General features: G+C 71.3%; 24 protein-coding genes and 2 tRNA genes. 16 read left to right on the forward strand and 10 right to left on the reverse strand.

Annotated features, from left to right (window positions below; translation table 11 throughout):
• Positions 1 to 102: 102 nt before the first annotated feature.
• The 8 genes from N5D62_RS08245 (at position 103) to N5D62_RS08280 (ending at position 7,868) form a co-directional block, all read left to right on the forward strand.
• The gene (locus N5D62_RS08245) at positions 103 to 1,794 is read left to right on the forward strand and encodes a nitrite/sulfite reductase (RefSeq protein WP_279757211.1); all 1,692 of its coding nucleotides are present in this window, start codon (positions 103 to 105) and stop codon (positions 1,792 to 1,794) included.
• Positions 1,795 to 1,805: 11 nt separating this feature from the next.
• A complete protein-coding gene (locus N5D62_RS08250; RefSeq protein ID WP_279757212.1) occupies positions 1,806 to 2,297 on the forward strand; it encodes a DUF934 domain-containing protein in 492 nt (163 codons plus the stop codon).
• 1 nt (position 2,298) lies between these two features.
• Positions 2,299 to 3,141: a phosphoadenylyl-sulfate reductase gene (locus tag N5D62_RS08255; protein ID WP_279757213.1), complete on the forward strand. Its 843-nt coding sequence runs from the start codon at positions 2,299 to 2,301 to the stop codon at positions 3,139 to 3,141.
• Positions 3,138 to 4,097 (forward strand): sulfate adenylyltransferase subunit CysD, encoded by a 960-nt coding sequence (gene cysD, locus N5D62_RS08260; protein WP_279757214.1) that lies wholly within the window; start codon positions 3,138 to 3,140, stop codon positions 4,095 to 4,097. The genes N5D62_RS08255 and cysD overlap by 4 nt, the downstream gene beginning before the upstream one ends.
• Positions 4,097 to 5,437, forward strand: coding sequence for a GTP-binding protein (locus N5D62_RS08265; RefSeq protein WP_279757215.1), 1,341 nt, complete (start codon positions 4,097 to 4,099; stop codon positions 5,435 to 5,437). Before cysD ends, N5D62_RS08265 begins: the two co-directional genes overlap by 1 nt.
• A 20-nt stretch (positions 5,438 to 5,457) precedes the next feature.
• Entirely contained in the window at positions 5,458 to 6,306 is an 849-nt protein-coding gene (gene cobA / locus N5D62_RS08270; RefSeq protein ID WP_279757216.1) for a uroporphyrinogen-III C-methyltransferase, read from the forward strand.
• A 107-nt stretch (positions 6,307 to 6,413) separates the two neighbouring features.
• Complete coding sequence (gene fdxA / locus N5D62_RS08275; RefSeq protein ID WP_279757217.1) at positions 6,414 to 6,737, forward strand: ferredoxin FdxA; 324 nt, start codon at positions 6,414 to 6,416, stop codon at positions 6,735 to 6,737.
• A gap of 27 nt (positions 6,738 to 6,764) precedes the next feature.
• Positions 6,765 to 7,868: an NAD(P)/FAD-dependent oxidoreductase gene (locus N5D62_RS08280; RefSeq protein WP_279757218.1), complete on the forward strand. Its 1,104-nt coding sequence runs from the start codon at positions 6,765 to 6,767 to the stop codon at positions 7,866 to 7,868.
• A gap of 33 nt (positions 7,869 to 7,901) precedes the next feature.
• On the opposite strand, the gene N5D62_RS08285 is transcribed toward N5D62_RS08280, so the two are convergent.
• From N5D62_RS08285 to N5D62_RS08310, 6 genes are all read right to left on the reverse strand, one after another.
• Positions 7,902 to 8,108 (reverse strand): hypothetical protein, encoded by a 207-nt coding sequence (locus tag N5D62_RS08285; protein ID WP_279757219.1) that lies wholly within the window; start codon positions 8,106 to 8,108, stop codon positions 7,902 to 7,904.
• A gap of 15 nt (positions 8,109 to 8,123) precedes the next feature.
• The gene (locus tag N5D62_RS08290; RefSeq protein WP_279757221.1) at positions 8,124 to 9,662 is read right to left on the reverse strand and encodes a DHA2 family efflux MFS transporter permease subunit; all 1,539 of its coding nucleotides are present in this window, start codon (positions 9,660 to 9,662) and stop codon (positions 8,124 to 8,126) included.
• Positions 9,663 to 9,684: 22 nt separating this feature from the next.
• Complete coding sequence (locus N5D62_RS08295; RefSeq protein WP_279757222.1) at positions 9,685 to 11,004, reverse strand: HlyD family secretion protein; 1,320 nt, start codon at positions 11,002 to 11,004, stop codon at positions 9,685 to 9,687.
• A 49-nt stretch (positions 11,005 to 11,053) separates the two neighbouring features.
• The gene (locus tag N5D62_RS08300) at positions 11,054 to 12,493 is read right to left on the reverse strand and encodes an efflux transporter outer membrane subunit (protein ID WP_279757223.1); all 1,440 of its coding nucleotides are present in this window, start codon (positions 12,491 to 12,493) and stop codon (positions 11,054 to 11,056) included.
• Positions 12,494 to 12,646: 153 nt separating this feature from the next.
• Positions 12,647 to 15,607 (reverse strand): AAA family ATPase, encoded by a 2,961-nt coding sequence (locus N5D62_RS08305; RefSeq protein WP_279757224.1) that lies wholly within the window; start codon positions 15,605 to 15,607, stop codon positions 12,647 to 12,649.
• Positions 15,608 to 15,821: 214 nt separating this feature from the next.
• Positions 15,822 to 15,974 (reverse strand): hypothetical protein, encoded by a 153-nt coding sequence (locus N5D62_RS08310; protein WP_279757226.1) that lies wholly within the window; start codon positions 15,972 to 15,974, stop codon positions 15,822 to 15,824.
• A 211-nt stretch (positions 15,975 to 16,185) separates the two neighbouring features.
• Here N5D62_RS08310 and N5D62_RS08315 point away from each other — a divergent pair, with 211 nt between their 5' ends.
• The 5 genes from N5D62_RS08315 (at position 16,186) to N5D62_RS08335 (ending at position 20,125) form a co-directional block, all read left to right on the forward strand.
• Positions 16,186 to 16,521 carry an SMR family transporter gene (locus N5D62_RS08315; RefSeq protein ID WP_279757227.1) on the forward strand — a complete coding sequence of 112 codons (336 nt, stop codon included), beginning with the start codon at positions 16,186 to 16,188 and terminating at the stop codon, positions 16,519 to 16,521.
• 311 nt (positions 16,522 to 16,832) lie between these two features.
• Positions 16,833 to 19,028 carry a TonB-dependent siderophore receptor gene (locus tag N5D62_RS08320; RefSeq protein ID WP_279757228.1) on the forward strand — a complete coding sequence of 732 codons (2,196 nt, stop codon included), beginning with the start codon at positions 16,833 to 16,835 and terminating at the stop codon, positions 19,026 to 19,028.
• Positions 19,029 to 19,064: 36 nt separating this feature from the next.
• Positions 19,065 to 19,140: transfer RNA gene (locus N5D62_RS08325), tRNA-Asn, on the forward strand.
• Between the two features lie 103 nt (positions 19,141 to 19,243).
• Positions 19,244 to 19,319: transfer RNA gene (locus N5D62_RS08330), tRNA-Asn, on the forward strand.
• A 254-nt stretch (positions 19,320 to 19,573) separates the two neighbouring features.
• On the forward strand, positions 19,574 to 20,125 hold the full coding sequence (locus tag N5D62_RS08335; protein ID WP_279757229.1) for a PEP-CTERM sorting domain-containing protein: 552 nt from the start codon (positions 19,574 to 19,576) through the stop codon (positions 20,123 to 20,125).
• A 112-nt stretch (positions 20,126 to 20,237) separates the two neighbouring features.
• On the opposite strand, the gene N5D62_RS08340 is transcribed toward N5D62_RS08335, so the two are convergent.
• Entirely contained in the window at positions 20,238 to 21,881 is a 1,644-nt protein-coding gene (locus N5D62_RS08340) for a hypothetical protein (RefSeq protein ID WP_279757230.1), read from the reverse strand.
• A 153-nt stretch (positions 21,882 to 22,034) separates the two neighbouring features.
• On the opposite strand from N5D62_RS08340, the gene N5D62_RS08345 reads away from it, so the two are divergent.
• Positions 22,035 to 22,523, forward strand: coding sequence for a spore coat protein U domain-containing protein (locus N5D62_RS08345; protein WP_279757231.1), 489 nt, complete (start codon positions 22,035 to 22,037; stop codon positions 22,521 to 22,523).
• Positions 22,524 to 22,638: 115 nt separating this feature from the next.
• A complete protein-coding gene (locus N5D62_RS08350; RefSeq protein ID WP_279757232.1) occupies positions 22,639 to 23,265 on the forward strand; it encodes a DUF4124 domain-containing protein in 627 nt (208 codons plus the stop codon).
• 82 nt (positions 23,266 to 23,347) lie between these two features.
• Here N5D62_RS08350 and N5D62_RS08355 read toward each other — a convergent pair whose 3' ends face one another.
• From N5D62_RS08355 to N5D62_RS08365, 3 genes are all read right to left on the reverse strand, one after another.
• The gene (locus N5D62_RS08355) at positions 23,348 to 24,109 is read right to left on the reverse strand and encodes a YoaK family protein (RefSeq protein WP_279757233.1); all 762 of its coding nucleotides are present in this window, start codon (positions 24,107 to 24,109) and stop codon (positions 23,348 to 23,350) included.
• A 28-nt stretch (positions 24,110 to 24,137) separates the two neighbouring features.
• Positions 24,138 to 24,530, reverse strand: a complete 393-nt coding sequence (locus N5D62_RS08360; RefSeq protein ID WP_279757234.1) for an RT0821/Lpp0805 family surface protein — start codon at positions 24,528 to 24,530, stop codon at positions 24,138 to 24,140.
• A gap of 62 nt (positions 24,531 to 24,592) precedes the next feature.
• Positions 24,593 to 25,021, reverse strand: coding sequence for a response regulator (locus N5D62_RS08365; protein WP_279757235.1), 429 nt, complete (start codon positions 25,019 to 25,021; stop codon positions 24,593 to 24,595).
• Positions 25,022 to 25,128: 107 nt separating this feature from the next.
• Here N5D62_RS08365 and N5D62_RS08370 point away from each other — a divergent pair, with 107 nt between their 5' ends.
• Complete coding sequence (locus N5D62_RS08370; protein WP_279757236.1) at positions 25,129 to 26,163, forward strand: LacI family DNA-binding transcriptional regulator; 1,035 nt, start codon at positions 25,129 to 25,131, stop codon at positions 26,161 to 26,163.
• Positions 26,164 to 26,189: the final 26 nt, after the last annotated feature.

Below are 26,189 nucleotides of genomic sequence, written 5' to 3' on the forward strand. Positions count from 1 at the left end.
AGCGTTCATAGAGTCCAGACTCCCGGCCAGCCCAGGGCGCCAGCCGCGGTGTCAGATGACGCGGCGGGCCCTTCATGAAACCCCGCCGGACCCGCTGACGCCATGTACGCCTACACCGATTTCGACCGCCAGTTCGTCCACGCCCGCGCCGCGCAATTCCGCGACCAGCTCGAACGCCACCTGGCCGGCCAGCTCCCAGACGACGACTTCCGCGCGCTGCGCCTGCAGAACGGCTGGTACATCCAGCGCCACGCGCCGATGCTGCGCATCGCCGTGCCCTACGGCGTGCTGTCGTCGACGCAACTGCGCCAGCTGGCCCGCATCGCCCGCGAGCACGACCGCGGCTACGGCCACTTCACCACGCGCCAGAACCTGCAGTTCAACTGGATCCCGCTGCCGCAGTCGGCCGACGTGATGGACCTGCTGGCCGATGTCGACATGCACGGCATCCAGACCAGCGGCAACTGCATCCGCAACATCACCAGCGACGTCACCGCCGGCGTGGCCGCCGACGAGCTGATCGACCCGCGCCCCTATGCCGAGGTGCTGCGCCAGTGGTCGACGCTGCATCCGGAATTCGCCTTCCTGCCGCGCAAGTTCAAGATCGCGATCTCCGGCGCGAAGGAAGACCGCGCCGCCATCGCCTGGCACGACATCGGCCTGCAGCTGCGCCAGGACGACGCCGGCCAGGTCGGTTTCCAGGTCTTCGTCGGCGGCGGCATGGGCCGCACGCCGATCGTCGGCCAGGAGATCCACGCCTTCGTGCCGTGGCAGGACATCCTGCTGTACCTCGAGGCGATCGTGCGCACGTACAACCGCTTCGGCCGCCGCGACAACATGTACAAGGCGCGCATCAAGATCCTGGTGAAGGCCGAGGGCCAGGCCTTCTTCGACGCCGTCAACGCCGAGTACCAGGCGATCCTGAGCGACGACGCCGGCAGCCATGAGCAGCGCATCCCCGAGGCCGAGCTGGCGCGCGTCGCCGCGAGCTTCGTCGAGCCGGCCGGCGTCGCGCCGGCCGCCTCGATCGACATCCTCGAAGGCGCGTCCCCGGCCTACCGCCGCTGGCTCGAGCGCAACGTCCACGCGCACCGCGTCGGCGGCTACCGCTCGGTGACGCTGTCGCTCAAGCGCGTCGGCCTGCCGCCGGGCGACATCACCGACGCGCAGATGGACGCCGCCGCCGCGCTGTCCGACCGCTACAGCCACGGCGAGCTGCGCGTGTCCCACGACCAGAACCTGCTGCTGCCCTGGGTCCGCGAGAGCGACCTGCCCGCGCTGTTCGAGGCCGCGAAGGAACACGGTTTCGCGACCCCGAACATCGGCCTGCTGACCGACATGATCGTCTGCCCCGGCGGCGACTTCTGCGCGCTGGCCAACGCGCGCTCGATCCCGGTGGCGACCGAGATCACCGAGCGCTTCCAGGACCTGGACGAGCTCTGGGACATCGGCGACATCGACCTGCACATCAGCGGCTGCATCAACAGCTGCGGCCACCACCACAGCGGCCACATCGGCGTGCTCGGCGTCGACAAGGACGGCAGCGAGTGGTACCAGATCACGTTGGGCGGCTCGGACGGCTCGACGCTGTCGGGCACCGCGGTGCCGGGCAAGGTGATCGGCCCGTCCTTCGCCGCCGACGAGGCCGCCGACGCGGTCGAGGCCGTGATCGCCACCTACCGCCGCGAGCGCGAGGCCGGCGAGCGTTTCCTCCAGACGGTCCGCCGCATCGGGCTGGACGCCTTCAAGCAGGCGACCAACGCGATCCGCCGCTCCACCGCTGTCCAACACTGAGCGCCGTCATCATGAAGTTCGTCTCCAAGGCCCAAGACCCCTGGCACACCTGCGCCGGCGAGGACGGCCCGCAACCGCATCCGGCCGCCGCCGACCACAAGCTGCTGACGCTCGAGCAGTGGCATGCCGTGCGCGACACCTGGCCCGACGGCCTGGCCACCGGCGTGATCCTGCCCAACGACCTCGACGTGATGGAGCTCAAGGCCGACCTGCCGCGCCTGGCGCTGGTGGTGCTGCAGTTCCCGAAGTGGGTCGACGGCCGCGCCTACAGCCAGGCGCACGTGCTGCGCTCGCGGCTGCGCTTCGCCGGCGAGGTCCGCGCGATCGGCGAGGTGCTGGTCGACATGCTCCCGCTGCTGCAGCGCTGCGGCGTCGACGCGGTCCAGCTGCGCGGCGACCAGAACCAGGCAGCGGCCGAGCGCGCGCTGGGCTTCTTCCCCGGCCATTACCAGGCGGACGTCAACGAGACGCGCCCGCTGTTCGCCCGCAAGGCGGAGGCCTGAGATGAGCGGCGAGGTGTCGTCGCTGGACGTCACGCCGATCGCCGGCCCGGACGCGGTCTCGGCCCTGCCCGGCGCGGGCGGCGCCGGCTCGGCGATCGGCCTCTACGCGCGCAAGACCGCGGGCTTCGACGAGCGCCTGGCGCGCACGGTCGAGGTGCTGCGGCAGGCCGCGGCCGACTTCGGCCCGGGCGCGCTGCAGTCGACCTCGCTGGGCGTGGAGGACATGGTCATCACCGACCTGATCGCCCGCCACGGCCTGCCGATCGCGCTGGCGACGCTGGACACCGGCAAGCTGCACGGCGAGACGCTGGCGCTGATCCCCCGCATCCAGGAGCGCTACGGCCTGGCGGTCGAGGTCTTCGCGCCGGTGGCCGAGCAGGTCGTCCACTTCGTCCGCGCCAACGGCGAGGAGCCGATGTTCCGCAGCGTCGAGCTGCGCAAGGCCTGCTGCGGCGTGCGCAAGCTCGAGCCGCTGGCGCGCATGCTGCAAGGCCGCACCGCCTGGATCACCGGCCTGCGCCGCGAGCAGAGCGCCAACCGCGCCGAGGTGCCCTTCCGCGAGACGGAGACGACCGCCGACGGCCCGGGCCGCGTCAAGGTCAATCCGCTGGCCGAATGGACCTGGGCCGACGTCTGGCACTACGTCCAGCAGCACGACGTGCCCTACAACCCGCTGCATGACCAGTTCATGCCCAGCATCGGCTGCGCCCCCTGCACCCGCGCGATCGCCGTCGGCGAGGATTTCCGCGCCGGCCGGTGGTGGTGGGAAGATAGCTCGAAGGAATGCGGTCTCCACGCGACCCACACCCCCGAATCCCCAGAGACCTCCGGAGCTCCGGCATGAACGCCCCCGTGAACCTCGAACAACTGCTGCCGCTGGCGGACCACCGCCACCTCGACCACCTCGAGGAAGAGGCCATCTTCATCCTGCGCGAGGTCGCCGCCGCCTTCGAGCGCCCCGCCCTGCTGTTCTCCGGCGGCAAGGACTCGTGCGTCGTGCTGCGCCTGGCCGAGAAGGCCTTCAAGCGCCGAATCGCCGGCAACGACTTCAGCGGCAAACTGCCCTTCCCGCTGGTGCACGTCGACACCGGCCACAATTTCCCCGAGGTGATCGAGTTCCGCGACCGCCGCGTCGAGGAAATGGGCGAGCGCCTGGTCGTCGGCCACCTGGAGGACTCGATCAGGAAGGGCACGATCCGCCTGTCGCATCCGCTGGAGTCGCGCAACGGCCACCAGACGGTGACGCTGCTGGAGACGATCGAGGAGCACCGCTTCGACGTGCTCATCGGCGGCGCCCGCCGCGACGAGGAGAAGGCGCGCGCCAAGGAACGCATCTTCAGCCACCGCGACAGCTTCGGTCAGTGGCAGCCCAAGGAGCAGCGGCCCGAGCTGTGGAACCTGTTCAACACCCGCATCCGCCCGGGCGAGCATTTCCGCGCCTTCCCGATCAGCAACTGGACCGAGCTGGACGTGTGGCTCTACATCGCCCGCGAGAACATCCCGCTGCCGTCGCTGTACTTCGCGCATGACCGCCAGGTCATCCGCCGCAAGGGCCTGCTGGTGCCGCTGACCGAGGTGACCCCGCCGGAAGCGGGCGAGACCGTCGAGACGGCGCAGGTGCGCTTCCGCACCGTCGGCGACATGACCTGCACCTGCCCGGTGGAGAGCCCGGCCGCCAACGCTGCGGACATCGTGGCCGAGACGCTGACGGTCACGGTCTCCGAGCGCGGCGCGACCCGCATGGACGACCGCACCTCCGACGCCTCGATGGAGCGCCGCAAGAAGGAAGGTTATTTCTGATGAGCGCCGTCCTGAACGCCCCGAGCACCGCGAGCACTCCGAGCCCCGCCAGCACCGTGAACAAGATCCATCAATCCGACGTCGACACGACGCACCGCGCGCTGCGCTTCCTGACCGCCGGCAGCGTCGACGACGGCAAGAGCACGCTGATCGGGCGCCTGCTCTTCGACAGCCGCGCGATCCTGGCGGACCAGCTCGACACGCTGGCCAAGCGCGCCGCGGGCCAGCCGATCGACCTGAGCCTGCTGACCGACGGCCTGGAGGCCGAGCGCGAGCAGGGCATCACCATCGACGTGGCCTACCGCTACTTCGCGACCAAGCAGCGCAAGTTCATCATCGCCGACGCCCCCGGCCATGAGCAGTACACCCGCAACATGGTCACCGCCGCCGCCGGCAGCGACGCCGCGGTCGTGCTGGTGGACGTGACCAAGCTGGACCTGTCGGTCGAGGACGTGCCGCTGCTGCCGCAGACGCGCCGCCACAGCCTGCTGGCGCACCTGCTGCGCGTGCCGAGCATCGTCTTCGCGATCAACAAGATCGACGCGGCGGCGAATCCCGGCGACGCCTTCCGCAAGGTCTCGGCCGCGCTGGAGAAGTTCGCCCAGGCCGCCGGCATCCGCGTCACCGCGGTGGTGCCGGTGTCCGCGCTGCGCGGCGACAACGTGACCCAGCCGCTCGAGGCGGACTGGTACGACGGCCCGTCGCTGCTGCAGGTGCTGGAGTCGCTGCCCACCGTGCAGGAAACCGTCGAGGCGCCGCTGGCGCTGCCGATCCAGTACGTGGCCAAGGACGGCGACGGCACCGGCAACAACCCGCGCGTGCTGTGGGGACGGATCGCGCAGGGCCAGGTGCAGGTCGGCGACGAGGTGCAGGTCCTGCCCAACGGCCAGACCGCGATCGTGGCCGAGCTGCGCCGCGCCGGCGAGGCGGTGGCCGCGAGCGTGGCCGGCGAATCGGCCGGCCTGCTGTTGGACCGCCAGATCGACGTGTCGCGCGGCGACTGGGTCGTCGCGCCGGGCGCGGCCACGCCGCGCCGCGCGTTCGAGGCCACGCTGGCCTGGCTGGACACCGAACCGGCCGTCATCGGCCGCAAGTACTGGGTGCGTCACGGCAACCGCTGGGTCCAGGCCCGCATCGCCGCGATCGATCACCGCGTCGACATCCAGACGCTGGCCGAGACCGAGGCGCATGAGCTGTCCGTCAACGAGATCGGCCATGTCACCGTCGAGCTGCAGGCCGAGCTGCCGCTGCAGCCCTACGCGGACAACCGCGTCGGCGGCGCGCTGATCGTCGTCGACCCCACCAGCAACCGCACCAGCGGCGCGCTGCTGGTGCGCTGAGCCGGAGCCCGGAGACCGCCATGGGACGCGTCCTCTTCGTCAGCGCCGGACCCGGCGCCGCCGACCTGATCACGCTGCGCGGCGCGCGCGCGCTCGCCGCGGCGGACGTCGTGCTGTACGACGCGCTGACCGATCCGGCGCTGCGCGAGATGGCGCCGCGGGCCACCTGGATCGACGTGGGCAAGCGCGGCTTCTGCCACTCGACCAAGCAGACGGCGATCAACGCGGCGCTGGTCCGCGAGGCGCGGGCGCATGCGGTCGTCGTGCGGCTCAAGGGCGGCGACGCCAGCATCTTCGGCCGGCTGGAAGAGGAACTGCAGGCGCTGGCCGAGGCCGGCATCGCCTACGAGGTCGTGCCCGGCGTGACCGCCGCGATCGCCGCGGCGGCGCAGACCGGCCGGCCGCTGACGCGCCGCGGCGCGGGCCGCAGCGTCGCGCTGACCACCGCGATGACGCGCGAAGGCGAGCTCCAGGCCGGCAAGTCGGCCGACACCGAGGTGTTCTACATGGCCGGGCAGCAGCTGGCCGCGCTGTCGCGCCGGCTGGTCGCCGCCGGCTGGGACGCCGGCACGCCGGTGAGCGTCGTGTCGCGGGCCGGCTGCGCGGACGCGCTGGCCAGCGAGCATGACGTCGCCTCGCTGGGCGCCGCGTCGATGCTGCACCGGGGGCGGCCGACGGTCGTGATCGTGGGCGCCGGCGCCGCGCCGACCGGGTCGACGCCGGCGCGAGGCCTGGCCGCGGCCGGCCTCACCGACGCGGCGGGCGCCCAGGGCGCCGGGGACGCGGTGGGCGAATACGCGACCGAGGCCTCGGCCCAAGACCTTGGCGCCAAGGGGCCGTCAGCCCGGGCGCAAAGCCCGAACGATTAAAATCTCCCGTTTTCCGTCAGCGCCGACCGGTCCCGTCGTCAGGGGATCGCCCGGGGATCGCTGATTTTCCAGGGCCCCGAGCCGGCCCCGCCACTAGAAGAGCCGCTATGACCCACGTCGTCACCGAAGCCTGCATTCGCTGCAAATACACCGACTGCGTCGATGTCTGCCCCGTCGACTGCTTCCGCGAGGGCCCGAACTTCCTGGCCATCGATCCCGATGAATGCATCGACTGCGCGGTCTGCATTCCGGAGTGCCCGGTGAACGCGATCGTGCCGGAGGAAGACGTGCCCGGCGACCAGCAGATCATGATCAAGCTGAACGCGGACCTGGCCAAGAAGTGGCCCAGCATCACCAAGCGCAAGACGCCCCTGCCCGACGCCGACGAGTGGAAGGACAAGACGGGCAAGATCGACCAGCTGGTGCGCTGACCGATCTTCCCCTCCTCTCGAAAAAGAATGGAAACGCAAGTGACTGAAGCGACCTCGGCCCCGCACGCGGGCGTGATCGAAACCGATGCCGTCATCGTCGGCGCCGGCCCGGTGGGCCTGTTCCAGGTGTTCGAACTGGGCCTGCTCGAGATCAAGGCCCACATCATCGACTCGCTGGCCTATCCCGGCGGCCAGTGCATCGAGCTCTATCCCGACAAGCCGATCTACGACATCCCGGCGCTGCCGGTGGTGACCGGCAAGGAACTGACCGACAACCTGATGAAGCAGATCGAGCCCTTCGGCGCGACCTTCCATCTGGGCCAGGAGGTCACGACCGTCGAGAAGCAGGAGGACGGCCGCTTCTTCGTCGCCACGAGCAAGGGCACGCAGTTCCTGACCAAGACCATCTTCATCGCCGGCGGCGTGGGCTCGTTCCAGCCGCGCACGCTGAAGGTCGAGGGCATCGACAAGTACGAGGGCTCGCAGGTCCATTACCGGGTGCGCAACCCGGCGCAGTTCGCCGGCAAGAACCTGGTGATCATCGGCGGCGGCGACTCGGCGCTGGACTGGGCGCTGAACTTCTGCGCCGGCAATGCCGACGGCAACCCGCACAAGGCCGAGAGCGTGATCCTGGTGCACCGCCGCGACGGCTTCCGCGCCGCGCCGGCCTCGGTGGCCAAGATGAAGGAGCTGTGCGAGGCCTACGAGATGCAGTTCATGGTCGGCCAGGTGGCGGACGTGGACGAGGGCGAGGACGCGCTCAAGGGCCTGAAGATCACCGGCGGCGACGGCGTCACGCGCGTCGTGCCGGCGGACCAGGTGCTGGTGTTCTTCGGCCTGTCGCCCAAGCTCGGCCCGATCGCCGAATGGGGCCTGGCGCTGGAGAAGAAGCAGATCCAGGTCGACACCGAGAAGTTCCAGACCAGCGTGCCCGGCATCTTCGCGGTGGGTGACATCAACACCTACCCGGGCAAGAAGAAGCTGATCCTGTCGGGCTTCCACGAGGCCGCGCTGGCCGCGTTCGGCGCGATGCCGATCATCAACCCCGAGAAGCGCGTCCACCTGCAGTACACGACCACCAGCCCGAAGCTGCACAAGGTGCTGGGCGTGGAGACGCCGGTCTTCGACTGAACCTCGCGACCCAAGGACAAAAGCCCGCCAGGCTCACGCCGGCGGGCTTTCTTGCTGCTCCTCGAGCTCGCTGGCCAGGCCCTGGAGCAGCGAGGCCACGTCGCGGAACTCGAAGGCCCGGCCGGTGGCCAGGTTCTCGAGCCGCCCGCTGACGGCGCCCTGCCCCGGCGCGGCGTCGCGGTCGAGCTTGAGCACGTACTGCCGGCGGGCGGGATGCGGGACATCGGGGTCGAGGGTCATCGCGTCCCCGCGCGCTCAGTGACCGGCCTCGCTCATCTCCACCGTGCGCGTGGGCCGCGGCGCGAGCCAGATCGCGAAGGCGGAGACCAGGAACAGCGCCGCCACGATCCACAGGATCTGGTTGGTCGCCAGCATCACGCTCTGGCCGGTCAGCAGGCTGTCGAGCATCCCGTTGCGGGCGTCCGGCGCCAGGCCCAGGCCGGTCAGCGAGCGCATCACCTCGCCCGAGCGGTCCAGGTCGCCGACCAGGTCGGCGTGGATCGCGGTGGTGCGGTTCTCCCAGCTGGTGGTGACCAGCGAGGTCGCGACCGCGCCCGACAGCGTGCGCACGAAGTTCTGCAGGCCGGCGGCGGAGGCGGTCTCCTGGGGCTCCACGCTGCCCAGCGACAGCGCCGTCAGCGGCACGAAGAAGAAGGGCATGCCCACGCCCATCAGCAGCAGCGGGATCGAGACCTGCCAGTAGCCCATCTGCGTGGTGCCCACCGTGCGCAGCACCATGACGGCGCCCAGCCAGGCCAGGCCGAAGAACACCAGCGGCCGCGGATCGATCTTGCCGGCGAGCTTGCCGGCGATCGGCGCGGCGGCGACCGCGAGCACGCCGGACCAGGCCGTGGCCAGGCCCGCCCAGGTCGACGTGTAGCCCATGTAGCTCTGCAGCCAGAGCGGCGTCAGCACGTTGGCGCCGAACATCGCGCCGAAGCCCAGCGCGATCGTCAGCACGCCGACGGCGAAGCCCCGGTGCCGGAACACCCGCAGGTCGACGATCGGATACGGCTCGGTGAGCTCCCAGATCAGGAAGGCGACGAAACCGACGGCGGCGACGACGGCCAGCGCGATGATCTCGGTGGATTCGAACCAGTCCTTCTCCTTGCCCAGGTCCAGCATCAGCTGCAGCGCGCCGACGAAGACGATCAGCAGCACCAGCCCGACGCGGTCGATCGGCTTGCGCTCCAGCGGCGTCTCGTAGCGGCGCAGCATGCGCCAGGCCACCGGCGCGACGATCAGCGCGATCGGCACGTTGATGAAGAAGATCAGCGGCCAGGCGAAGGCGTCGCAGAGCCAGCCGCCGAGGATCGGGCCGAGGATGGGCGCGACCAGCGTCGTCATCGCCCACAGCGCCATCGCGCCGCCGGCCTTCTCCTTGGGGAAGATGCGCAGCAGCAACGTCTGCGACAGCGGCATCAGCGAGCCGCCGGACAGGCCCTGCAGCACGCGGCCGGTGACCAGCATGCCGAGCGTCGGCGAGAGGCCGCACAGCATCGAGCACAGGCCGAAGAGCACCATCGCGGTGGCGAAGACGCGGACCGCGCCGAAGCGGCCGGCGATCCAGCCGGTCAGCGGCACGATGCAGGCCTCGGCCACCGCGTAGGAGGTGATGACCCAGGTGCCCTGGCTCGAGCTGATGCCCAGGCTGCCGGCGATGTCGGGGACGGAGACGTTGGCGATCGTCATGTCCAGCACCGCGATGAAGTTCGCGGCGGCGAGCACGATCGCGGCGAGCCACAGCTGCCCGCCTTCGAGCGGGCGCTGGTCGTCGGGGACGGCGGCGTTCATGGCGAGGTTCCTTGTCGGCGGGTCACTGGCCGGCGCCCGTGGCCCGGATATCGGCGCTCTTGTCGGCGCTCTTGTCGGCGCTCTTGTCGGCGTTGTCGTCGGCGTTGTTGTCGGCACGAGCCTCCCCGTCGGCGCGGGCTTTGGCGCGGCTGTCGGCGCGGGTATCGACGGTGGCGGTCATCGACAGGCCGACCTGGAGCGGGCGCGCGGCGAGTTCCTTGGGGTCCAGCGCGATGCGCACCGGCACGCGCTGCACGACCTTGATCCAGTTGCCGGTCGCGTTCTGCGCCGGGATCGCGGCGAAGGCGGAGCCGGTGCCGCCGGACAGGCCCTGGACGGTGCCGTGGTAGACGACGGCGCGGCCGTAGAGGTCGGACTCGACCTCGACCGGCTGGCCGATGCGGACCTTGTCGAGCTGGCCTTCCTTGAAGTTGGCGTCGACGTGGACCTGGCCGAGCGGGACGATGGCCAGCAGCGGCGCGCCGGCGGCGACCTGCTGGCCCAGCTGCACGGCGCGCTTGGCGACGACGCCGTCCACCGGGGCGCGCACGACCATGCGCTCCAGGTTCACGCGAGCCTGGTCGCGCTTGGCGCGGGCCAGGGCGACCTCGGGGTTGGCGGCCTCGGTGGTGCCGGCGATCAGCGTGGCGTTGGCCTCGCGCTGGCCGACGGCGGCGACGCGGTTGGCGCTGCTCTGGGCGGCGGCGGCCTTGGCGGCGGCCAGCGCGGCGCTGGCGGTCTGGAAGGCGTTGCGGGCGCGGGTGACCTCGTCGGCGGAGACGGAGCCGGAGTCGGCCAGCGCCTCGCGGCGCTGCAGGTCGACCTTGGCGCGCTCGAGGTCCGAGGCGGCCGAGGCGAGTTGCGCGTCGGCGCGGCTGCGGTCGGAGTCGCGCGCGGCGATCTGCGCGGCCAGGCTGGCGTCGTTGGCGACGTAGCCGCGCACGCGCCGCTGCGCGCGGCCGAGCTCCGCCTCGGCCTGTTCCAGCGCGAGGCGGGCGTCGGTGTCGTCGAGCACGACCAGCACGTCGCCGCGGCGCACGGCCTGGGTGTCGGAGACCTTCACCTCGCGGACGATGCCGCCGACGAAGGGCGTGACCTGCGCGGTCTCGGCGGCGGTGTAGGCGTTCTCGGTCGTGACGTAGTGCGAGGCGAAGAAGTGTTCGTAGACGAAGACGCCGGCCGCCGCGGCGACGACGGTCAGCGCCAGCACCGTGAACAGCTTCTTGCGCGCCTCGGGACGCGCCGGGGCTGGCGCCGGCAGGTCATGCGCCGGATCGGCGGGATGCAGGGCGGACTTCGCGGACGGCGTGGCCGCGGCGCGCGGCAGGGTGGCTTCGGACATGGGGAACTCGCTTTCTCTCGGGGTTCTTGTCGGGTCGGTCGGGGCGGAATCAGGAACGCGGCGCGGCGCCGTAGCCACCGCCCAATGCGCGCTTCAATGCGACGTCGAGGGTGAAGGCGCGCGAGCGCAGATCGGTCTGGGTGCGGCGGTTGGCGAGCCAGGCGTCCTCGGCCGTCAGCACCTCGAGGTAGGTGGACAGGCCGCCGGCGTAGCGGCGCTGCTGGATCTGCCAGGCTTCGCGCGCGGCGTCGACGCCGGCATCGGTGCTGGTCAGCTCGCCGCCGAGGGCGCGCTCGCTCGCCGCGATGTCGGCGACCTCCTGCAGCGCCTGCACGACCGCCTGGTCATAGCTGGCGACGGCGGCATCGGCGTCGGCGCGCGCGCCGCGCAACTGGCCGCGCAGCCGGCCGCCGTCGAAGATCGGCAGCGAGATCGCCGGGCCGATGCTGCCGGTGAAGGCGCCGCCATCGGTCAGCTTGGACAGGCCCAGCGACTGCATGCCGGCGAAGGCGGTCAGGTTGACGTCCGGATAGAAGGCGGCCGTGGCCGAGTCGACCCGGCCGAGCGCCGCCTCGACGCGCAGCCGGGCGGCGACGATGTCGGGCCGGCGGCCGAGCAGCTGGGCGGGGAGCTGCTCCGGCAGGCCGAAGTCGCGGGCGATGTCCAGCTGCGGCCGGGCCAGCGCCAGGCCACGGTCGGGACCGGCGCCGGCCAGCGCCGCCAGCCGATGCCGCTGCAATTGCAGCTGCTCGCGGGCCGACAGCAAATCGGCTTCGGCCATCGCGGCGCGGGCCTCGACCTGGCGCACGCTGCCGAGCGTCTCCAGGCCGTTCTCGCGGCGCATCCGGAACAGGTCGACCGTCTTGGCGCGCACGGCGAGCGCGGCCTCGGCGGTGTCCTGCAGCGCCCACAGGCGGGCGAACTCGGCATACCCCGAGGCGATCGACGCGGCGAGCATCAGCCGTGCCTGCGCGGCGTCGGCGCGGGCGGCCTCGGCGTCGGAGAGCGCGGCGGCGAGCGCGGCGCGGTTGCGGCCCCAGAAGTCGAGGTCCCAGGAGAAGTCCAGCGTCGCGCGGCCGTAGTCCTTCCAGCCGTCGGGCGTCACGGCGCGCGGCGTCAGGTACTCGTAGCTCTGCTTCTGCCCGGTGATCGAGGCATTGGCCTTGAGCTGCGGGCGGGTGGCGGCGCGCGAGGTCTGCACCACCGATTCGGCCCGAGCCAGGCGGGCCTGGGCGGTCGCGATCGAGGGCGAGCCGGCGAGCGCCTCGTCGACCAGCTGGTCGAGCTGCGCGTCGCCGTAGGCGCGCCACCAGGCGTCGGCCGGCCAGTCGGCGCGGGCGGCCTCGAGGGCCCGGGTCGCGGCGTAGCCGTCGACGGGGCGCGGGGTGGCCAGCGGGCCGGTGTCGGGCAGCGCCGCGCAAGCGGCCAGGGCGAGCGCGACGGCCGAGACCAGCGCGAGGCGGGCGAAGCGGCGTGGGCAGGGGGACATCGTCTTTTCTCCAGTCGTGGCGGCCGGCGCGGAGGGCGCATCGGCCATGGACTGAAGCGTAGGGACGAGGATCCGGGAAGTCGTTCGGGAACGGTCGGGAAACGGTCGGGATCGCGGTCGGCGCCGGATCCGTCCGGTCCACGGAAGCCGGCGTCAGGCGTCGGCGGAGAGCAACGCGTCAACGCGCGCGAGGGCCGGCCAGGGCGTCGTGTCATGCCAGCGGGCGCGCAGCGCTCGCAGGGCGTCGACGTCCGCGGGCGAGGCTCCCGGCAACTCGCATAGCGCCAGGCGGGCGACCAGTTCCGCCGTCAGCGCGCCCTGCTCCCGCGCCAGCCGCGCGGCGGTCCCGGCGGCCTCGCGCGCGCCGGCGGAATCGCCCTCGCGCGCGGCCAGCGCGGCGCGGGCGGTCCACAGGTCGGGCAGGTGCAGCGTCTCGCCGAACCGCTCCGCCATCGCGAAGCCGTCGTCGAGGTGACGCCGGGCCTCCGCGAGGTCGCCGACGGCCAACGCCGCGTCCGCCGCCATCCACCGCAGGCCCGAGGCCTCGAACCAGGCGCCGGTCGCCGCATGGGCGGCGCAGCCCTCCTCGACCTCGCGCAGGCCGGTCGCGTCGCCGGTCCGGGCGCGGGCCCAGCCCAGCATCGCGCGGCTCGGGCCTTCGCCCTGGCCCAGCTGATGCTCCCGCACCAGCTCGCGCATCCGCTGCGTCCGCGCGAGCACCGCCTCCGCGCGCTCGAAGCGCACGTCGACGAGGTTGGCGCAGCGCGCCGCGAACCCACGCATCACCGGCAGGCCGATCTGGGTGGCGCGCGCGGTGCCCGCCTCGGCCCAGGACCGGGCGATGTCGACCTCGCCCGCGTAGGCATGCGAAACGGCGCCGACGCCGAGCGCCAGCGAGGACGGGTCATGCAGCACCATCGGCGGCAGGCGCGGATGGCCGAGCGCCTCGGTCAGCGCGCGGGCCCGGCGCACGAGCGGCATCACCTCCTGAATCCGCCCGCGCTGCAGCAGCGTCACGGCCAGCGACACGGCGCCGGCGGCGCGCAGCAGGTCGTCGTCGAAGGCGTCGGCCGCGGCGCACAGCCGCAGCGCGATCGCCTCGGCCTGTTGGTACTCGCCGGAGGCGGTGAACATCCAGACCAGCCCCGTCATCACCCAGGCGCGCGGCTGGGTCGGCGGGAGCAGCTCGCACAGCTCGGCGCAGCGGAGGTAGGCCGCGCGGCCTCCCGGCGTCGTCACGCCGGTGGACTGCGCGAGCGCCGCGCCGCGCAGCTGCTGCAACGCGAGCTCGGCCTCGCAGCGCGCCTCGCCGTCCGGACAGCGCTCCAGCAACGCCAGCCCGCGCGTCACGAGCAACAGCGCCTCGCGCGGCGCGAAGCGGCCGAGCGCGCGTTCGCCGGCGGCGGCGTAGGCGCCCATGGCGGCGAGCGCGTCCAGTCCGCGCTCATGGTGCAGCGCGAGCGCCGCGGCGATCGTCTCGATCCGGTCGGCGCGGAGCTGGCCGAGCGCGGCGGCCGCGCGGCGGTGCAGTCCCACGCGGGCGGACGGCGCGATGCGCTGGTAAAGCGCCTGCCGGTACAGCGCGTGGCGGAAGGTGAATCGCGCCTCCAGCGAGCCGTCGGCGAGGGTCTCCAGCGTCGAGGGGGCCAGCCAGGCCTGACGCCGCGCCAGCTCCTCGCAATCCGCCGCGACGGCGGCCGCGTCGTGGCCGAGCATGCCGGCGACGACGGAGCATTCGAACTCCACGCCGCAGACGGCGGCCGCTTCGAGGAGGGTCACGGCCTCCGGCGCCAGGCGCGCGCGCTGGCGCTCGATGACGCCGGCCAGCGAGTCCGGCACCGCCCAGTCGTCGGAGGGCGCCTCGCCGGCCGCGGCGCCCGTCGAGGAGGAGAGTTCGTCGACCGCGTTGGCGACGAACAGCGGCAGGCCGTCGGTCTGGCGATGGAGGCGGCGGACATGGGCCTCGTCGGCCACCAGGCCCGGGCGATGGCGCGCGAGGTAGGCGGCGAGCTCGGTCTCGCTGAACGGATCGAGCAGCAGTTCCTCGCACAGGCGACGGGCGCGCAACTCGTGACGCAGGCCGTTGAGCGGGTGGTCGTTGGCGACGAGCTCCGGCGTGCGGTAGGTCGCGAGCCACATCAGCCGCGCCGGCGGGCGGCGGCGGGCGACGTGGTCGATGAGCCGCACGGTGGCTTCGTCGCACCAGTGCAGGTCCTCGGTGATCAGCAGCAGCGGCCGCGCGGCGGTGAGCTGTTCGACGAGCTCGGAGAACTCGCGGAGCATGCGGTCCTGGGTCGAGCTGGCGAGGCCGGCCTGCAGGCGTTCCTGCTCGTCGCGGTCGATCAGCCAGGGGAGCTGCAGCAGCCAGGTGGGCGCGACGCGGCGCAGTTGCGCGACGAGCGTGGCGTCGCTGCGCGCCAGGCCGGCGAGCGCATCCAGCACCGGGAGATAGGGCTCGCCCTCGCCGACCTGCTCGATGCACTGGCCGTGCGCGGTCGCGGCGTCGCCGAGCGACGCGACGAAGGCATCGATGAGGGCGGTCTTGCCGATGCCGGCCTCGCCGGCGACGCAGCACAGCTGCCGCTGGCCGCCGGCGGCGCGCGACCAGGCGCCGCGCAGGCGGTCGAGCTCGGTCTGGCGGCCGATCAGGCCGTCGTCGGCGGCGGGCAGGAAAGCCGGCGGGGCCCTGGTCGCCGCGGTCGCGGCTTCGGGTTCCGCAGCGCGCGGCGCGACAACGGAGGCCCACGCGGCGGTCGGCGCGGCACCGACCGCCGCCGAAGCCGCCTGGCCGTCGATCGGACCGATGAAGCGATAGCCTCGACGCGAGGCGGTCTCGACCCAACGGGGACTCTTGGCGTCGTCGCCGAGGACGGCGCGGAGTTCGCTGATGGTGGTCTTGAGGACGGATTCGCTGACGTGGCGATGGCCCCAGACGCTGTCTAGGAGCGCGTCCTTGGTGACGAGCTGCCCGGCATGCCGCAGCAGCTCGGCGAGCACCCCGAACGCCTTGGGCGCCAGCGCGAGCGCCCGGCCGTCGAGCATGAGCCGCGCATTCGCCTCATCGAAGGCGAACGGACCGAAGCGCAACGACAGGGGAGCTCGGGGATCGTCCATGGCGGCCGGAATTATCGGCCGGGGTGGGGGACGGCGCTGGAGGTCGATGGACACGGAAACATGGCGCTTGCGCCGGTACAAGACAGTGCCCTTCGGGCTCGACCTCGCCCGGAAGCACGAAGCCCGCTGGCTTTCGGCAGCGGGCTTCTTCATTTCAGCGTCGACGATCGGGCCAGGGGCCGTCGATCGTCGGGCGCCTCGCGGCGCGCGGGGCTCAGCCCGGCTTGTTCTTCAGCTTGCCCTTCGGCATCACGGAAGTCGTCGGGGCGACGGGCCGGTCGGAGACGAAGGACGACTCCTTCGAGTTGCCGCTGTCCTTCTTCGGCTTCATCTTGGCCTTGTCGTTGCGTTGTTCACCCTTGGGCATGTCGAAAACTCCTCAGCGTTCAATGTGATTCGGTCATCGCCGCGGGTCGCTCATCGGCTTCGATGGCCGGACCTCCGCGGCGAATGCGGCACTCTACCGCGATCGCGGAGGGAGCTCGAACAGGGATTGGCGCCACCGGCAGGCAAGTTCTTCAGGTTCCAGCGGCGACGCGGGACATGACCCCGCCAGCGCGCCGCATCAGAATCCGCGGATGAGCAAGCCTTACCTCTACCTGGCCATCGCCATCGTCTGCGAAGTCTTCGCGACCACCTGCCTCAAGTACTCCGAAGGCTTCACCCGCCTCGTGCCGGGCGCGCTCACGGTGCTGGGCTACGGCGCGGCGTTCTACTGCCTGTCCCAGACGCTCGGATCCATCCCGACGGGTATCGCCTATGCGATCTGGTCGGGCGTCGGCATCGTGCTGATCTCGGTGTTGGGGTTGTTCCTCTTCGACCAGAAGCTCGACCTGCCGGCGCTGGTCGGCATCGGTTTGATCCTGGCCGGGGTGCTGGTGATCAATCTGCTGTCGAAGTCGTCGGCGCATTGAGGGGGACTGGTCCGCCGATGGCATCGCAGGGCCTTGTGGCCAGCGGCTTTCCGGACGGAACTAGAATCCCACCCGCTCGCCGGCCTGTCCGGCGAGCCTCGCTAGGGGTGCTGGTCCTCCCGGACCGGCTGAGAAAGTCCCTTTGAACCTGATCGACGGCTCCGGCCGTCAGGCCGCGGCGACCACCGCGGCCCGAGGTAATCCTCGCGCAGGGAAGCATGCCTTCGACACCTCGTGTCCTCGCACGCCGCCTTCTCATCGGCGTGTCCGGTTTGCCGACCTGCCATCGTCCTTCTGGCTTCGGCACATCGATGGCAACTTCGTCCCCTCTGACTCCCTTCCCGCCGCATCGCCTCGCGATCGCCGCGGCCGCGCTCGTCGCCGGCGGCCTCCCGCTGCTGGCCGCCGCCCAGTCCACCACCGGCCCCGAACTCCCCAGCGTCGTCGTCAAGGGCAACTCGGAAGCCGCCGTCACCGTCGGCGGCTTCGGCGACACGCCCGTGGCCAAGCTGCCGCTGCAGGCCAGCGTCGTCACCGCCGAGCAACTCACCGACCGCGGCCTGCTCAGCCTGGCCGGGCTGACGCTGCTCGACGCGAGCGTGGGCGACTCCTACAACTCCGCCGGCTACGTCTCCTACCTGAAGATCCGCGGCTACGACCTCGACAACCGCTTCAACTTCCGCCGCGACGGCCTGCCGATCAACGCCGAGACCTACCTCCCGCTCTCCAACAAGAGCAGCCTGGAAGTGCTCAAGGGCACCAGCGGCATCCAGGCCGGCACCAGCGCCCCGGGCGGCCTGGTCAACCTGGTCATCAAGCGGCCGACCGTCGAGCTCACCAGCGTGCGGCTGGGCGTCGGCGAGCGCGGCACCGTCGACTCCGCGATGGACTGGAGCCACCGCTTCGGCGACGGCCACGGCAACGACAAGGCCTTCGGCCTGCGCGTCAACGTCGAGGCCGCCAAGATGCGTCCCCAACTGCGCGACGCCGACGGCAACCGCTGGATGATGGCCGTCGCGGGCGACTGGCGCGTCACCCGCGACACGCTGGTCGAGGCCGAGGTCGAGCTCAGCCGCCGCAGCCAGCCCAGCCAGCCGGGCTTCAGTCTGCTCGGCGACCGGCTCCCGGACGCGAAGGCCATCGACCCGCGCACCAACCTGAACAACCAGTCGTGGAGCCAGCCGGTCGTCTTCGAGGGCCGCACCGCCTCGCTGCGCGTGCAGCATCGGCTCAACGCCGACTGGAAGCTGCAGGCTCATGCCGCGATCCAGCGCCTGACCACCGATGACCGCCTCGCCTACCCCTTCGGCTGCACCGCCGCCGACGGAACCTATTACGCGAGCACCTACTGCCCCGACGGCACCTTCGACCAGTACGACTTCCGCAGCGAGAACGAGCACCGCAACAGCGACGCGCTCGACCTGTCGGCGCAAGGCAAGCTGACCGTCGCCGGCCTGACGCACGAGCTGAGCACCGGCGTGCTGTTCTCGCGCTTCAAGAGCCGCTTCCAGGGCCAGGCCTACAACTGGGCCGGCACCGGCAACATCTGGGGCACGTCGCCGACGGTCGCCGATCCGACGCTCACCGGCACCAACACGAATCGCACCGAACGCAGCACCGAGCTCTACCTGCGCGACGCGGTGCAGTTCAACGCGCGCTGGCAAGGCTGGCTCGGCCTGCGCCACACGCGGCTGCATCGCGACAGCGTCGCGGTCGGTCCCGAGGCCGGCCAGATCGGCACGCCCACGTCGTACGACCAGTCGTTCACCACGCCGTGGCTCGGCCTGAGCTATGCGATCGATCCGCAGCTGCTGGCCTATGCGAGCTGGGGCCAGGGCATCGAGTCCTCGGTCACGCCCAACCTGCCGATCTACCTGAACGGCGGCCGCGCGCTGCCGGCGATCCGCAGCAAGCAATGGGAGATCGGCCTGAAGTCGGGCAGCCGCACGGTGGACTGGTCGATCAACTACTTCGACATCAGCAAGCCGGCCACGCGCGACGTGGCGCTGGTGGTGGGCGGCGAGGACCGGCTGGACAGCCGCATCGACGGCGAGCAGAACCATCGCGGCCTCGAGGCGCAGGCGGACCTGAAGTGGACCGGCGGCGGCCTGATGGCCAGCGCGATGAAGCTGCATGCGCGCCGCGAGGGCAGCAGCGACGCGACGCTCAATGGCCTGAAGCCGACCAACGTGCCGGAGACGGTGCTGAAGCTGCAGGCGCGCCAGGCCTTGTGGCTGCCAGGCCTGGAGCTGCAGGCGGGCGTGGTCTACGAGGGCAAGCGCATGGTGCTGCCTGACAACTCGCTGTCGATTCCGAGCTGGACGCGGCTGGACCTGGGCGCGCGGTACGAGCAGGGCATCGGCCGGCAGCTGCTGATCTGGCGTGTCGGGATCGACAACGTGACCGACCGCCGCGCGTGGCGCGAGTCGCCTTACCAGTACAACCATGTGTACCTCTACCCGCTCGCCAATCGCACATGGCGGGCCTCGGTGGAGTGGGTCTTGTGAGGCACTGGTTTTTCTGTGTATACTCTTAGGCTCTGATCCCCGATAGCTCAGTCGGTAGAGCGCCGGACTGTTAATCCGTAGGTCCCTGGTTCGAGCCCAGGTCGGGGAGCCAAGATCAGATAACGAAGGTCTTCGGACCTTCGTTCTTTTTTAGCCAGTGCCCTACCGAAGGTGCTGGCCCAAGAATTCAGATCGATTGGATCTGAGCAGACTTTTCCTCGATAGCTCAGTCGGTAGAGCGCCGGACTGTTAATCCGTAGGTCCCTGGTTCGAGCCCAGGTCGAGGAGCCAAATTGAAGCCCCATTCGTGCAAGCGAGTGGGGCTTTTTCTTTGTCCTCTGGGCCTCCCTTCAAGCGGGCCATGGCCGCGCGGGCCGCTATCGCCGCGTTGTCGGCGCGTTGTTGTCTCGTTGTCGCCGCTTCTTACACCGTACGCGTCGGACGCCGACCGGATCGCCGCAACTCCCTGTCGCGCAACCCATCTTTCGCGCTGGCACGCTTCATGCGAATGCCGTCCCGGAATCTCACAACGGGGAGCAAGGGAAATGAGCAAGCTTCAAAAGGTCGTCGCCGGACTCGTCCTGGCCGGCGCTTCGCTGGCGGCGCAGGCGGATGTCGTGCTGCAAAACCTGTCGGCGACGTCGACCAACATCTCGTTCGACATCGTCGGAACGGTCACCAAGCTGGGCAGCGGTTTCCAGCACCAGTTCGGCTTCGGCCACGTCTCGGATCCGAGCCTGGACTGGATCAACAACTTCAATGACAGCGCCTCGTCGGTCACCGTCAGCGGCGCCACCAAGCAGCCCGTCTCGTCCATCTACGACCTGACCGGCACCTTCGGCGAAAGCGTGTGGACCAGCTCGGCCAGCGGCTGGGTCATCGGCGACGTGATCGCCCTGCACTACAACCTGGTCGGCGATTTCAACCTCGCGAACTTCCACGTCGACGGCCTCGGCTTCCAGGTCGGCTTCACGACTGGCCCCGCGATCGAGCGCGCCAACAACCTGCTGGTGAACGACGTGCCCGAGCCGCTGTCGCTGGCGCTGGTCGGCTTGGGACTGCTCGGCATCGCCGCCTCGCGTCGCAAGCACGCCTGAGCCACACCGGCATCCGGTCCTGTCCAGGCGGAAGGACCGTCAACGCCTCATTCGCCATCGCGGGTGAGGCTTTTTCTTTGGCCGCGACGCTCGCGGGCTCACGCCGCGGACTTCACTTCTCGCGGTCGTAGCTCCCGCTCCCGATGTAGACGCTCTTCGCGTCCCCATCCACCGGGAAGCTGAGCAGCCGCTCCTTGTGCCCGTCGTCGTACTCAAGCGAGATCACATAGCCCTCGAGCTGATAACGGCCTCTGCGGCTGGCGCCGTCATCGGCGGTGCGCGTGCCGCTGGTCGCGCCCACCGTGCCGAGCCCCGTGCCCACTGTGCCGCCGCCGGTGCGGCTGCTGCCCTTCCCATCGCCATGCGACGACCCCGCGATCACCGTGCCCGTGATCGCCTGCAGGCTTCCGGTGCTCGACAGGGCGCTGAAGCTGCGCTCGAAGCGGCCGTCCTTGGTGAAGCGGATCCCGCGCGTCGACGACGTGCCGCCGGTCACCATGCTCCCGGTGAACGCGCTGCGCGTGAAGCTGCCTTCCAGCCGCGTGTCCTTGGGCCAGGGGCGCACCGCCTGGTGTTGCTCCGAGGCCCATTCGCCGGCGGGCCGGCCATCGTCGTCCTGCGCCTGCATCTCGTAGCCCTTGCCCGCGCTGCGCCACCGCCCCCACTGCTGCGGCTCCAGCCGGCGCGACGCCGAGACGTCCAGTTCATCCGGCGGCATCTCGGTGCGGCGGTAGACGCTGCCATCGCGCAGCAGGAAACGCACGTCCTCCTCCCAGCGAGTGCCGAAGTTGTTGTTGGCATGGCCATGGACCACCACCGCCGCCAGGTCCTTGTCGCCGAGCCCCTTGCCGGGCGCGGTCGAGACACGCTGCAGCATCACCTCCCGGCGCGCCAGCGGCGCCTGGGCCAGCGGTGACACCGTCAGCCCCGACGCATCGTTGACCAGCGCCGCGTCGGCCAGGTCCATCGACAGGCGGCTCAGCGACGTGACCACGCCGCGCAGCACCACCTCGCGTCCCACCCAGGGCTCGGCGTTGAACTTCAGGAAGATGACCTGCTCACCGCGCCGGTCGCCCTGCTCCTGGACGAGGAAGAACTGCTCCGGCCGGCGCAGGTCACGCGCCACGAGCCCTCGCACGTACACCGTGCCGAGCTTTCGCCGCGCGGCCTCCTCGGAGATCACCAGCCAGTTGCCGCGCTGCGTCGTGAGCGCGATCACCTGGCTGGGCAGCAGGACCTGGCCCCGCGCCGGCTCCACGGCCACGGGCAGCGGTGTCGTCGGCATCACGAGGTTGGCCTGCACCAACGCGCGCGCCACGGCGCCGGCCTGCGGGTACTTGGCGCCGATGTCCATCCCGGGCCCTTGCCAGGCGCGCGCCAGTTCGGCGCAAGCCTGCTCGGGCGAGGGCTCGCTCAGCAGCCGCTTGCGCGTGGACTCGGTGATGGTTTCCCACGGTGGATCGCTGCTGCGGCGCTGCATCACGCGAGTCAGTACGACCCGCAACGGCGCGATCTGGTGACGGCCCCGCCACGCGACCCAGCCCTCGCGCATCTGGGCGGCCGCGCCGACGCCGAGGTCCTGGCAGGTGCCCAGCGCGGCTTCCGACATCACGTCCAGGCTGACCGCCTCGACCAGTTGCTTCATCGCCGCGGGGTCGGTCGCGATCGAGCGGGCATCCCCCGCCGCCAGCGCGTTCGTGGCGAGCGCCACTGCGATCCATGCGGCCATCGCCGCGCCAAAGGAAGTCGAACGCATGACACCTGCCTTGCCGCGCCTTGGGAGCTTCGCATCCTCCCCGTTTCCTTCGGATCCAGCCACAGCCCGAACGGTGAAGCGCTCGAATGGGACTTGACCCGGCATCGGCCTTGCCGCTCCCGGGACCCATCCCCCGGAAGAGCGAGGTGTCGAGTGAGAAAGCTGTCATGGTGCGTGGCCGCCGCGGGCCTGATCGCGAGTCCGTCCGCCTTCGCGCTGTGCACCTTGCTGTGCACCTGCACGGTCACGACGACCTCGCTGCAGTTCGGCACCTACAACCCGCTCGCCCATGCCGACGTCGTCAGCACCGCCAAGGTCCTGGTGAAGTGCGGCGGCGTCGTCGGCCTGGCGATCCCGCTCACCGTCTACCTCGGCCCGGGCAACGGCACGGTGGCGTCCCGGTTGATGGCCTCCGGTGCCAACCGGCTCCAGTACGGCCTGTACGCCGATCCGACCTTCACCGTGCCGCTGGGCGACGGCACGCAAGGCACGGTGACGATCGCGGGGAACGTCGACCTCGACCTGCTCGGGCTGTCCCCCGGCCTGGAATACACGATGTTCGGCCGCATCCCGTCCCGCCAGGTCACCACGCCGCCCGGCGTCTACGCGGACGCGATCCCGGTGACGCTCGAGTTCTACTGACCCCGCCCGTGGGCGAGCAGCGGCGATCGCGTGCCGCCCTGTCCCCGCGAAAGCGTTCACGCGGTCAACACATGCGAAAGTCAGCGCGTTCGATGGGCTTTCAGGGAGAACACACATGCCTGCGATCCGCCAAGCCGCCCTCGCCTGCCTGCTCGTCGCCGGCGCGACGGGCTTCACCGCCGCGCACGCCCAAGTCTGGAAATGCGTCGTCGACGGCAAGACCCACTACTCGGACCAGCCCTGCCCCACCAAGGGCGAACCGCTGAAATCCAGCGCGCTGCAGGGCAACGTGATCGACACCTCGGCCGACCGCGCCGCCGCCGAGCGCGCCAAGGCGGCCGCGGACCAGCAGGCCGCGACCCCGCCCAACGGCGCGCCGGCCGCTCCCAACGCGCCGGCGGCTTCCAGCAACGTCTGCCCGAGCGACCGCGACATCGCCGGCATGGAGACCAAGGCGAGCTCGATCTCGCTGAGCCCGGAGGCCAAGCGCTTCGTCCAGGACGAGATCCGCCGCGCGCGGCAATGCCAGAAGGGCCAGGGCAACTACTCGGCCGCGGACTGGAACGTCAGCAAGCAGGCCGTCGACGCGCAGAGCAGCCTGACCGGCGGCGCCGACGCGCGACGCCGCGCCGAGGCGATGCACAGCGCCGCCAACGCCAACGAGGGCGACCGCATCGCGCGTCAACGCGAGGTCGAGGACCGCGAGGCACAGCGCCGGCTGCAGCGCGGCGCCGCGCGCTGAGGCGCGCCGGCAGCGTCTCCCGGACTCATCCCGGCCGCCTCCGGCGCGACCCGCTCAGGCGCATCGCCTCGGGGCCCGGCGCTCATCGCGGCCGGGCCCACGCGGCCCGCCAGCGTCCCCAGTCCTTCGACACCGGCGGCAGCGCCAGCACGAACAGCACCGCCGCCAGCGGCACCACGCAGACGAAGCCCAGGTGCTTGAACCCGAGCGCGCCCGCGACGCCGCCGAGCACGAACGCCGCCAGCAGCCCGCCGGCGCGCAGCGCGCGTTGGCGGTCATGCCGCACGGCGGGCCGCGGCGCGCCTGACCGGCGATTCCAGTACAGCAGCTTGCCCAGCTCCATCCCGAGGTCGGTGATGTTGCCCGTCATGTGGGTCGTGCGGATGCTGCCGCCCGAGGTCTTCGACCCGACCGCGTTCTGCAGGCCCATGATGAAGGCCAGCAGCAGCACCGTCAGCGGGACCGCGAACGGCGTGTGCCAGGTCAGCGTGATCGCGCCCATCAGCCCGAACGGGAACAGCAGCGCCGCCTCCAGCATCAGCGGCAGCGCGTAGACACTGCGCAGTCCGTGCTGGCGCGCCCAGTTCACCAGCATCGCGCAGACCGCCGCGCCGCACAGGAACGCCAGGATCGCGCCCAGCGCGTTCAGCACCAGCGTGCCCTGCCCCAGCACCGCGCCGTCCGCGAGCTGCGACGCGAAGCCGGTCATGTGCGAGGTATAGCGCTGCAGCACCAGGAAGCCGCCCGCGTTCACCGCCCCGGCGTTGAACGCGAGCAGCAGTCCCAGCGCCCGGTTCGTCGACGGCGCGCGATGGCGGCTGGTCAGGTGCAGCAGCCGCCTCATCGCAGGCGGCCCTCGGTCGGACGCGACCTCATTTCGCCGCGCTCAGCTCCCAGCGGCCCTCGGTCGACTTGCAGGCGTTCCAGACCGAGGCGGTCTCCGCGCGCTTCTTCGACGACACCCAGACGCGCATCCGCTTGCAGGTGCGGCCATCGGCGCCCGCGCTGCGGCGCAGTTCCTGGAAGCGGCCGCCGGCGCCGGTGGCCGGGTTGCTCCAGGTGATCACCTCGGGCGTGCCCTCGGCGTTCAACGCCTGGCCGGCGGCGTTCAGGAACATCTGGAGGTCCTCGGCGTCGAAGGCCTCGGCCGGCGTGTTCTTCAGCGCGGCCACCCAGCCGGCGGCCTGGACCGGCCCGACGGCCAACGCGCCCAGCAGGACGGCCGCGCCCAGCGCGGCGGACGGGAATGTGAACAGGCGACGCATCGTGACTCCTCCCGGGTGACAACAACGGTGCGGGCCATGATACGAGCGCCGCCCGGCGCGCGTCACCCGCCGCGGGAGGCGGGCGGCGCGGCCGACGGCGCCGGCGCGACGGCGCCTTCGGCCGTCTTGGCGCCATGCCGCGTCAGCACCGCGTGCAGCCGGCCGAAGTCGATCGGCTTGACGAAGTAGTCGTCGAAGACCAGGTCGTCGTCGGACGCGAAGTCGGTGTTCAGCGGCGTGCCGCTCACCGCGATCGCGACCAGCGCCGGCAGGCTCAGCTTGAGCCGCCCCGCGACGTGGCGTCCGTCGGCGTCGGGCATCGCGATGTCGGTGATCAGCAGGTCGGGCTCCCACTTCAGGCCGATCCGGATCGCTTCCAGCCCGGTCGGCGCGACCCGGAGCTCGAAGTTGTAGACGGTGAGCAGCTCGCGCAGCAGCTCCAGGGAATCGGGCTGGTCGTCGGCGACCAGCACCTTGAGGCGATCCGGCATGGTGGACATCGAGGGCAGTTTGGAGCCGCCAGAGCAATCGGCGGACCCGGTGCATTCTCCCCGCCCGCGCGGGAGTAGGATCACGCGACCTTGAAAGCGCTTTCCCCATGAAGAGAAAGAAGCCCCTCCTGTCGACCTCGAGCGACGTCACCCTGGGCATGGTGGCCGCGGCCAGCGGCGTCTCGCCCAGCACCGTGTCCCGCGTGCTCAGCGGCAGCGCGCAAGTCAGCGCGGAGAAGTCCGAACGGGTCCGGCGAGCGATCGACGCGCTGGGCTTCGTGCCCAACACGATCGCCCGGGCGCTCGCGGACGGCCGGACCTTCAACGTCGGGCTGCTGGCGCAGGTCTTCGAGAGCCCGTACTACGCGCTGCTGCTGCGCGGCATCGAGGAAGTGCTGACGCCCGCCGGCTACGGGCTGGTGGTCGCCAGCGGCCACTGGAATCCGGAGGAGGAACGGCGCTGCGTCGCCTCGCTGCGGTCGCGGCGGGTGGACGGGATCATCGTGTTGACCGGCGGGCTGACGGACGAGTTCCTCGTCGAGCTGGCGCGGGAGCTGCCGGTCGTGGTCACCGGACGGGCGTTGCGCGCGCCGGGCCTGCATGCGCTGAAGACGGACGACGTCGAAGGCGCCCGGGCCGCGACGCGCCATCTGATCGAGCGCGGCCACACGCGCATCGCCTTCATCGGCGGCGATGCGACGCACGCCGATTCGAGCGAGCGCGAGCGCGGGTATCGCCTCGCGCTGGCGGACGCCGGGCTCGAGGTGGACGAGGCGCTGATCGCCGGCGGCGACTATGTCGAGGACGGCGGCGCGCGGGCGATGACGCGGATGCTCGAGGCCGGGTCGCGCTTCACCGCGGTCTTCGCGGCCAACGACCAGATGGCGTCGGGCGCCGCGCGGGTGCTCCATGGCCGAGGCTTCCGCGTGCCCGAGGACATCTCGCTCGTCGGCTACGACGACCTGCTGAACACCGCCCACGCCAGTCCGCCCCGCACGACGGTCGATGTCCACATCGCGGAGCTCGGCCGGCGCGCCGCGTCCGCGATGCTGGACCTGCTGCGCACCGGCGGTTCGGCGGTGCTGCCGCCGGCGCCCCAGCTGATCGTGAGGGAGTCCACGCGCCGCCTGGGCGCGGCGTAACCGACGGGTAAGCGCGATGCGGCGCC

The sequence above is a fragment of the Mitsuaria sp. GD03876 genome (assembly GCF_029840635.1).
Classification (GTDB): Bacteria; Pseudomonadota; Gammaproteobacteria; order Burkholderiales; family Burkholderiaceae_C; genus Roseateles.